Raw genomic sequence first — 8,846 nt, 5'->3', positions numbered from 1 at the left:
CGCGGCTACCACAAACGCGCGGTCAATTCCGGCAACGCATGGACGATCACGACGCCGATGTCCTTCATGAACATGCCGATTCTGAGCTACATCAAAGAAATCTCCCCGCGGCCGTTGCTGCTGATCCACGGTGAAAAGGCCCATTCGCGCTACTTCAGCGAAACCGCCTATGAAAACGCCGCCGAACCGAAGGAACTGATAATTGTCGCCGGTGCCAACCACGTTGATCTCTATGACAAGGTGGACATGATCCCATTCGACAAGCTGACCAGCTTCTTCAATCAGCATCTCGCCGCTTAAGCTGAGTTGGCGCCTGTACCATGGGTGTAGGCGCCGCTTTTGTTTGGGAAACATCCGCGACTGTGTCACCAACAGACAGCGTATCTATCGCAATTCCAAGAGCCGTCGGGTGAAACCACCCCTTCACAGGCATTTATTGAGACGCAGGCAGTATGTCCGCTCTTGGGTGGGCCCGACAGTAATTCCAATGACCGGAATAAAGCGCAAAGCGGTCATGAGTGGCTTTGATTGCCAGTCAAGAACATTTACGCGCTTTTACCGGCACTTGGCGCTCTTTTTCAGGGGAAAAAACCCTCCCTTGAAATCAATCAGGACCGGCGCCGTGATTGGAACGGTAAACCCGAGGAAACAGATATTAGATACCTTAGAAACGCGGTGGATTGACCAGGAACATGTCTTATATTTCCGTAACTCGACGCCGGGCGCGGTGCTATGCCTTTTCATTTTCGAACTATGCCTGCCTTGACGTAGCCGGAGGCGTCCATCCCATCAGATCCACCTAAAGTGGTGCAATCTCCAGTTCCCTAGCGACGGCTTCATCAATCGGAGTCTCATATGTCATGAGGATGTAACCAAGAACTGAGTAAAAGCCAACCGTAGCGATCAAATCGAAAACGGCGGCTCGCCCAATTTTAGCGGCCAGCTTTTCTTCAAGTGCGAGTGGCAACCGCTTTTTGTCGAAAAGGCAATCGACGGCTTCCGCAATCAGGCCATCTTCCCCTCTCGGTGTGGAACGCATGGTTGCTATGCGCTCATCGGACATTCCAAGCGCACGAGCGCGACCCACATGGTGCGCCCACTCGTAAGCCGAACCCATGCGGTATGCCGAACGCAGGATAACCAGTTCCGAACGCTCCAGACCCAGTGCGCTGTCCTTCACGATATGCTGGCGCAAAGGCGCCCAGGCCCGCACGAGTTCCGGATGGTATGCCATCGTACGATAGACATTTAAAGCACCGGCAAAGCCGGACCGAAGATCTTCAATGGCTGCAGGCCAATCGGAATCCTTAATGGGTGGGCATGGTGTAACGGTCATTGCGATCTCATTATTATCGTGTTTTGTCAAATGAAGATGCGTATTGCGCATAGAGTTCCGGAGCTCGGTCGGTCCAGATGCCTGTTGCGGCGCGATAGCGCGCAATGTCGTCAAGGTCCAGTTCAACCCTTAGAACATCCTCACGATCATGTGCGAGATTGCCCACAACGCGACCGTCCGGAGCTATGACGCAAGAGCGCCCCATGAAACGCTGGTCCCCATGCAATCCGGCCCGGTTACAGCTCAGAAAATAAACCCCGTTCTCAACCGCTCGCGTATAGGCGCGGTGAATGTACAGCCCCTCATCTGCAACCGGCTCGGATGCAGCGCCGAACGATGCCCAGATGGATGTTATGATGCCCGCGCCCTCGCAGGCCATGATCCGTGTGATCTCCGGAAACCGGATATCGTAACAGATCTGCATGCCCAGACGCGTGCCGAGCGCGGGATAGGTCGAGATACGATCACCTCTGGTGAAGTAGAGTTTCTCATTGTGCCATTGGTGGATCTTGACATAGACCCCTTCCACACCGGCCGGGGTAATCAGAAGTGAAGCATTGTGCATGACACCGGCCAAACGCCTGTCCCTTATGCCAAGCCCGACCACCAGCATGACATCATAAGTCGCGGCCATATCTTTTAGTTTTTGGACCTGCGGTCCGTCGAGATCGGCGCAAGCGTCGTATAATGCCTTTCCGTAATGTGGTACGGCGCTCACCATCGGCCCACCGAGAACCAACGGCTCGACATAGCCAGTATTGGAAAGCTCCGGAAAAACCACCAGCTTGGCCCCATGTGCGGCTTCGGTCTCGATGAACGTGCACATCCGTTCGATGTTCCGTTCAGCGGCAAGCGGGACCACATCAAATTGAATAAGACTGGTTGATATCATCATGCAACTTCCATAATACGCCGCCCGGCGGCAAAGTCCCAATCACGGCCGGGAGCTGCCTCGATAAGCGCTCTCGTATAGTCTTCGCGTGGATTGGCGAGGATTTCGTTCGCGGCCCCATATTCGACCACTTTGCCACGTTGCATCACCATGACATCGTCGCATATCTGGGCAGCCACGCGCAGATCATGCGTAATGAACAGGATTGCTAGGTTGCAGCGCTGCTGTATTTCCGCCAGCAAGTCGAGCACCTGCGCCTGTACTGAAACGTCCAATGCCGAAACCGCCTCGTCGGCAACAATAACATCCGGCTCCATCATCAATGCGCGCGCAATTGCGATACGCTGCCTTTGTCCACCGGAAAACTGATGTGGAAAGCGCTCCAGACTGGTACTCGGAAGACCGACAACCTGCAGCAGATCGGTGGCACGCTGCATTGCGCTCTGCCTTGTCTCTCCCATATTCAGCGGCCCCTCTATCAGGCTTTCACCAATACGAAGCCGCGGATTGAGAGAACGGTTCGGGTCCTGAAAAATCATCTGGACAGCGCGTCTCGACCGGGACAACGCCCGATCGCCGCGCAGCGGAACGATGTCCTCTCCATTGACAATGACCGCACCGTCTGTCGGGTTCTCCAGGCGGAGAAGGCAACGCGCAACCGTCGATTTACCCGATCCGCTCTCACCGACAATGCCCAGTGTTCTCCCCGGCGACAGGGAAAAGCTCACATCCACGACGGCCTTGATCTGGAGCGGCGGCTTTCTGCGCAACTGATCCAGAAAACTGCCCGTCTCGTAGATTTTTTCCAGGCCTTTGACATCCACGACATTACCGGCATCCTGCTTTTCCCGCGTCGGACGCGGGGTCAAAGATGGGACGGCACTCAGGAGTTCACGCGTATAGGTCTGTTGTGGGCTTGCGAGAACGTCATGAACGGGCCCGGTTTCAACCATCTCGCCGCGACACATGACACAGACGCGATCCGCAATATCAACCACCACGCCCATATCATGCGTAATGAACAGAACCGCCGTATTCTGCTCCTCCTGCAGCTCCCGGATCAGCGAGAGGATTTGTTTCTGGGTGGTAACGTCCAGTGCGGTGGTCGGCTCATCCGCGATAAGAAGCTTGGGTTTCAACGCCAGCGCCATCGCGATCATGACGCGCTGACGTTGGCCGCCCGAAAGCTGATGCGGATAGCTGTCGTAAATTCTGGCAGGGTCGGGCAGATGCACGGACTCGAAAACATCGAGAGCCGCCTTTTTACGATCCTTCGGCGACATCTTGCGATGCGCACGATAGACTTCATCCATCTGCAAACCGATGGTCAAAACGGGATTGAGCGCGGTCATCGGCTCCTGGAAGATCATGGCCATCTCTGCGCCACGCAGGGCCTTCGTCCGCGAGGCATTCGCTTTGAGAATGTCCTCTCCGTTCAGCAGAACTTCGCCTGCGACGACCTGCAACTCCTCCTTGGGCAACAGGTCCATCGTCACCAGGGACGTGACCGACTTGCCCGATCCGGATTCTCCGACGAGGCACACGGTCTCTCCGGGATAGACTTCAAAATCGATACCAAGCAGGATTGGAGAAGGGCGCTTGCCCTTGGTCGCGACCTTCAATCCGCGAACCGCGAGTACGGGCGAGCCCTTATGTGCTATTTCAGCCATCAACCGGCCCTCCCCTTCATTTTAGGATCGAGACGATCACGCAGCGCATCGCCCAGCAGATTGATAGACAGAATACAAAGCGACAGCACGATTGCCGGCCAGAACACAAGCCACGGATTGAGCGCGAAATAGAGGCGGCCTTCGGCCATGATATTACCCCAGGTCGGGATTTCCGTACCGATGCCCACGCCGAGGAATGAAAGTGCGGCCTCGGTCAGGATTGCCGAAGCATAGATGTAGGTGCCCTGAACGATAAGCGGAGCAATCGTCGACGGCAACAGGTGGCGCAGGATAAGCCTTGGCGTCGGGGTGCCAAGAAGGGTCGCGGCTTGCACGAAGGTTTCGGTTCGCGCGGCGATGACACGCGAGCGCACGAGACGCACGACCTGTGGAATCTCGGGCAGCATGATGGCGATGATAACCGTCACCAGCCCCGCCTGGGTCAATGCAACAATGGCGATTGCCAGAAGAATGCCGGGTATGGCCATCAGACCGTCCATCATGCGTATCAGAACCGCATCGACGCCTCTGAACCAGCCCGCAATCAAGCCGAGTGGAAGGCCGATCACCAACGAACCGATTGCCACACCGGCGCCAACCAGCAGGGAAACCTGGGCACCATAGACAACGCGGGAATAGAGGTCGCGCCCGAAACTATCGGTACCCAGCCAATATTCGGCAGAGGCGGGTTTGAGCCGCATGGCGGGGTTGAGTTTTGTGGGCTCGAAATTTGCCAGCAATGGCGCAAATATCGCCATGGCGACGATTGCAACGAGTACGATCAACGCCGCTATCGTGGTCCAATGCGGGACGTTCTCGATCAATCGACGACGAGGTGTCAGGGAGCTTAAGGTCAAGGTGTCACTCATTGATAGCGGATTCTCGGATCGGTCACAGCATAGGAAAGGTCGATGATCAGATTGATCAGAACATAGGTGCCTGCGGTGAGCAGAATAATCGCCTGAATCAGCGGATAATCGCGCGAGAGCACCGCATCCACGACCAGTCGTCCGAGGCCGGGTATGTTGAACACTGTTTCCGTTACGACCACACCGGATATCATCATCGCGAAACCGCTACCGACGACCGTGAGAATAGGGATTGCCGCATTGCGCAGTGCATGTCGGAAAAGCACCACCACTTCCGACAAGCCCTTGGCGCGGGCTGTCCGGACATAGTCCTCTTTCAAAACCTCGAGCATCGAGGCTCGGGTCATTCGTGAAACCAGGGCGATATAGATCGACGAAAGCGCCAAGCCCGGCAGGAAGATGCGATAGAGAAACGGTCCGAAACCATCGGAAATCGACTTATAGCCCTGCACCGGAAACCATTTCAGGTGCACCGCGAAAATCGCGATCAGAATGTAACCGATCACGAAGATCGGCAACGAGAAACCGAGAACCGAAATCGACATGACCGCGCGGTCTATAATGCCGCCATGGCGCCAGGCAGCCAAAACACCGAGCGGCAGAGATATCACCACGGTCAGAAGCATGGCGACAACGGCCAGAGAGAGCGTCGGACCAATGCGCTGGCCGATCATTTCCAGCGTCGGTCGCTGCGAGATCAGCGATACACCGAAATCGCCGCGAATGAGATTGCCGGACCAGGTGAAAAACTGTTCGACAAGCGGCGCATCCAGACCAAGGGTCTGGCGGACCGCGTCGATCTGGGCGAGCGTCGCGTGATCGCCCGCAATCGCCTGCGCCGGATCGCCCGGCGTAAGTCGCAGCAGCAGGAATACAAACAGCGCGACGAAGAACATGACGGGTATCGCCATCAAAACTCTTCGCACAAAATAATAAATCATCCGATCGCCCTATCGTTGGCTCTTATGCCTGTTCAGTACCGGCCTTCTGGTTGGGTTACTTGGTGACGCCCCAAAAGAGCGTGATCGGACCCGACTGCAGATCTTTCAGCTCAGCACGCCACGCTGCCACCGACTGAAACTCGCCAGCGTTGTAGTAGAAGGCATCTTCATAGGCGATCTGTTGGATTTTGCTGGCAATTGCCTTCTGCTCTTCAAGTGTCGGAGCTACAAGGTAATCGGCACGGAGTTTTTCGATTTCATCGCTCTTCGGCCAACCGGACCAGGACGTTCCGTCCTTGCCGGTACCATCCAGCAGAACATTGACAAGCGGATTCCAGATGCCAGTCACACCCCAATAGGTGAAGAACATGTTCCAGCCGCCATCTTTCACCGCAGCCGTGCTGTTCTTGCGGGACTGGAGCGTTGCCCAATCCATCGATGCAATATCGACCTTGAAACCGGCCTCGCGCAGCCGCTCGGCAGCAACAATGGGCTGGGTGCTCAGCACGGTAAGATCCGTAGGCTGCATCATCAGTACCGGCGTGCCGTCATAACCGGAATTTTTGAGAAGCTCCTTTGCCTTGGCCATCCGCTCTTCAGTCGTACCGGAAATGAATTCCGAACCTGCATCTGATGCCAACGGCACATCGCATCCATAGTCAGATGCACAGAGCTTGTAATATTTGGGATCACCTATGGCCGTCTGCATAAGCTGCTCCTGATCGAGAGCATAGATTGCCGCCTGTCGGATGGCGGGCTTGTCAAAGGGCGGCAACAGATGATTGAGACGCGCCGTAACCTGATTGCCGAGCGGATTGATGACGCCGACCTTCACATCGGTATTGGCTTCCAGAAGCGGCACGAGATCGGTCGTCACCTGCTCTATGAGATCGACATCGCCGGACTGCAACGCATTGATCGAAGTCTGCATGTCGGGCATGGCTTTCCAGACCACCCGATCGACATTGACGATCTTGCCGCCCGCGGTCCAGCTCATCGGTTCGGAACGAGGCTTATAGTCGGTGTTTTTGACATAAACGGCCTGGTCGCCCGGTCGGTACTCACTGGCGACGAACTTGAAGGGACCCGATCCATCCATTTCGGAAATCTGCTGACCCTTGGGGGTCTCGGCCAGACGCTTCGGCATCATGAACGGCGGAATCGGCGAAGGCTTGGCGAGCAGTTCCAGAACCTGACCGAATGGCTTGGCGAGTTTGATGACGATCTGCTTGTCGGAAGCCGCATCGATGGAGGCGACATGCGCCATCAAGGTGCGGCCTGCCCCGTCATTCTCGGCCCAGCGTTTCAGCGAGGCCACGCAATCCTCGGCGGTGACCGGCGACCCGTCATGCCAGTTCAGGCCGTCCCGCAGCGTAAGCGTGTAGGTCATCCTGTCGTCGGAGACCGTATAGTCTGCCATCTGCGGCTGCGGCTGATAATTGGCATCCATCCCCAGCAAGGTATCGAAGACCATGAACCCATGTGTCCGGACGATCTGGGCCGTGCTGATCGCCGGATCGAGTGTCCGCAGCGGCGCCTGCATGACCGCAGTCAATGTGGTTTCGGCAAATGCCGATGTACCGAACATGCTTGCCACCAGAAGGGCGATGGCGGGCAGGCCTTTGTGATAAATAGTCATTTTACACCTCTGGAGAGATTATTTTTATGGTTGGAAGAAGCTTCGTTCCACGGAAAGACATCCGAGGTATCGAGCTGTCGATAGGGGATCAGGCGCACATCCGCCGGACCGAGATCGGGGGTATCGACCACAATGATGCGGTCGGCGATCGGTTCATAGAAATCGCGGAAGTGGGTTTTCGAACGCAAGAGAATGACATCGTAGTCTTCAGGACGCTCATCAAAAATGTAGAAGGGATCGCCATCGACCGCGAAGGCGAAATGGGAAACCACCGATATCCGGATTGGTCCGACATCGATCAGGGCAGTCAGTCCAAGATCGACCGACGAGCCTTTCTGATAACGGCCGGAAACGCGGTAAGATTTCTGGCCGCTCCAAACGACCTTGGCAGCGACCTGCAATGGTCCGCCCGTGGCAGGGTCCGTCTTGCCGGCCAGATTGGCAACAATCCCGGCACCGGCTCCGGCCGCATGGGCTTCTTGCGCCGTCTGCGGATCGAGGAGAAAGGGGACATGAACACGCCCCACATTCTTGTCAATCAAGGCACGCAGAACATGCGTGGAATCGTTCATGCGGTCTGCATGTTCGAGCAGAATAATGGGCCGTCCTTGAGCCGGCCGTTTTTCGACATCCGCAATCGCCGCTTCCACGCCTGGGACCGGCACGGCAGCCAGCAGTGCCCGACGGTTTTCATGAAGCGCCGACGACAACCGGTCCGCCTTGCGCTGGGCTACCATCTCGCCGGACCAATCCATGCAGATAACCGACATGCCAGTATTCGGACTGTCGGCATAGGAGAACCCCGCCATGACGGAAATATCGCAATCGCTCTCAGCCTCTGTGGCACGTGCTTGCGCAATAATGGCTGCCAGCGGCTGCAACGAGGTCGCCGACATGATCGACGGAATCACAATGTTAGGACGTGCGACGGCAAGACCGGGGCGAAGGCCGGTCTTGATCGTTCTCACAAGGGCAGTGGCGGCCCGTTCTCCCGTCTCACCCATATCGATATGCGGTGAGTGCCGATAGGCGACGGCGATATCGGCATTGCGCAAGGTCGCCCGGTCGATATTGCCATGATAGTCGAGGGCGACGGCAATGGGCATATTCGGCACTTTGGCGCGAACGGCATCGATGATGAAGCGCTCGACATCTTCATATCCGGGTGCCCAGCAGGCACCGTGGAGGAACAGAATGATGCCGTCGATATCGCCGGATCGATCCAGCCCAGCCAGAATCTCGTTCTTATAGAATTCAATCGCCTCATCGGCAGCCGGTCCCAATGCGCCAAGCAATGTGTGGAACAACGGTATCAGTTCGACACCGTTATTCTCACAAATCTTGATGACGCCACCGGGAACGGTATTCGTGCCGCGAAACTGCTCGATCAGAGCTGACCCGCGAACGCATACGCGTTCGAAATCCTGCATTCCGACGATCTGCGGTACGGCCGTGACGGACTCAAGATTGAAACCGGCAAAGGCGATGCGGTGAGACAT

8 protein-coding genes are annotated in these 8,846 nt (G+C 56.4%); 1 reads left to right on the top strand and 7 read right to left on the bottom strand.

The annotated features are described in order from the left end of the window. On the top strand, positions 1 to 300 hold a 300-nt coding region (locus tag FHW00_RS20150; protein ID WP_182514688.1), incomplete at its 5' end, for an alpha/beta hydrolase. A 499-nt stretch (positions 301 to 799) separates the two neighbouring features. On the opposite strand, the gene FHW00_RS20145 is transcribed toward FHW00_RS20150, so the two are convergent. From FHW00_RS20145 to FHW00_RS20115, 7 genes are read right to left on the bottom strand one after another with little or no spacing between them, the layout of a single operon-like run. Then, positions 800 to 1,336, bottom strand: a complete 537-nt coding sequence (locus FHW00_RS20145) for a carboxymuconolactone decarboxylase family protein (protein ID WP_078341198.1) — start codon at positions 1,334 to 1,336, stop codon at positions 800 to 802. A gap of 13 nt (positions 1,337 to 1,349) precedes the next feature. Then, entirely contained in the window at positions 1,350 to 2,231 is an 882-nt protein-coding gene (locus FHW00_RS20140; protein WP_445558025.1) for a carbon-nitrogen hydrolase family protein, read from the bottom strand. Then, positions 2,228 to 3,898 carry an ABC transporter ATP-binding protein gene (locus tag FHW00_RS20135; protein ID WP_078341197.1) on the bottom strand — a complete coding sequence of 557 codons (1,671 nt, stop codon included), beginning with the start codon at positions 3,896 to 3,898 and terminating at the stop codon, positions 2,228 to 2,230. The genes FHW00_RS20140 and FHW00_RS20135 overlap by 4 nt, the downstream gene beginning before the upstream one ends. Further along, positions 3,898 to 4,767, bottom strand: a complete 870-nt coding sequence (locus FHW00_RS20130) for an ABC transporter permease (RefSeq protein WP_078341196.1) — start codon at positions 4,765 to 4,767, stop codon at positions 3,898 to 3,900. The genes FHW00_RS20135 and FHW00_RS20130 overlap by 1 nt, the downstream gene beginning before the upstream one ends. Next, entirely contained in the window at positions 4,764 to 5,708 is a 945-nt protein-coding gene (locus tag FHW00_RS20125; RefSeq protein ID WP_078341195.1) for an ABC transporter permease, read from the bottom strand. Before FHW00_RS20125 ends, FHW00_RS20130 begins: the two co-directional genes overlap by 4 nt. Positions 5,709 to 5,763: 55 nt before the next feature. After that, on the bottom strand, positions 5,764 to 7,347 hold the full coding sequence (locus FHW00_RS20120; protein ID WP_078341194.1) for an ABC transporter substrate-binding protein: 1,584 nt from the start codon (positions 7,345 to 7,347) through the stop codon (positions 5,764 to 5,766). After that, complete coding sequence (locus tag FHW00_RS20115; protein ID WP_078341193.1) at positions 7,344 to 8,846, bottom strand: M81 family metallopeptidase; 1,503 nt, start codon at positions 8,844 to 8,846, stop codon at positions 7,344 to 7,346. Before FHW00_RS20115 ends, FHW00_RS20120 begins: the two co-directional genes overlap by 4 nt.

This window comes from Ochrobactrum sp. P6BSIII (assembly GCF_014138065.1).
GTDB lineage: Bacteria > Pseudomonadota > Alphaproteobacteria > Rhizobiales > Rhizobiaceae > Brucella.
The sequence above is the reverse complement of the archived record's forward strand: the minus strand, read 5'-3'. Positions and strand labels throughout refer to the sequence as shown.

What these genes read in the sequence shown, in the direction of transcription:
- FHW00_RS20120 (WP_078341194.1), bottom strand. Translation starts at nt 7,347, where the DNA reads ATGACTATTTATCACAAAGGCCTGCCCGCCATCGCCCTTCTGGTGGCA.
- FHW00_RS20145 (WP_078341198.1), bottom strand. Translation starts at nt 1,336, where the DNA reads ATGACCGTTACACCATGCCCACCCATTAAGGATTCCGATTGGCCTGCA.
- FHW00_RS20130 (WP_078341196.1), bottom strand. Translation starts at nt 4,767, where the DNA reads ATGAGTGACACCTTGACCTTAAGCTCCCTGACACCTCGTCGTCGATTG.
- FHW00_RS20140 (WP_445558025.1), bottom strand. Translation starts at nt 2,231, where the DNA reads ATGATGATATCAACCAGTCTTATTCAATTTGATGTGGTCCCGCTTGCC.
- FHW00_RS20115 (WP_078341193.1), bottom strand. Translation starts at nt 8,846, where the DNA reads ATGTCTCACCGCATCGCCTTTGCCGGTTTCAATCTTGAGTCCGTCACG.
- FHW00_RS20135 (WP_078341197.1), bottom strand. Translation starts at nt 3,898, where the DNA reads ATGGCTGAAATAGCACATAAGGGCTCGCCCGTACTCGCGGTTCGCGGA.
- FHW00_RS20125 (WP_078341195.1), bottom strand. Translation starts at nt 5,708, where the DNA reads ATGATTTATTATTTTGTGCGAAGAGTTTTGATGGCGATACCCGTCATG.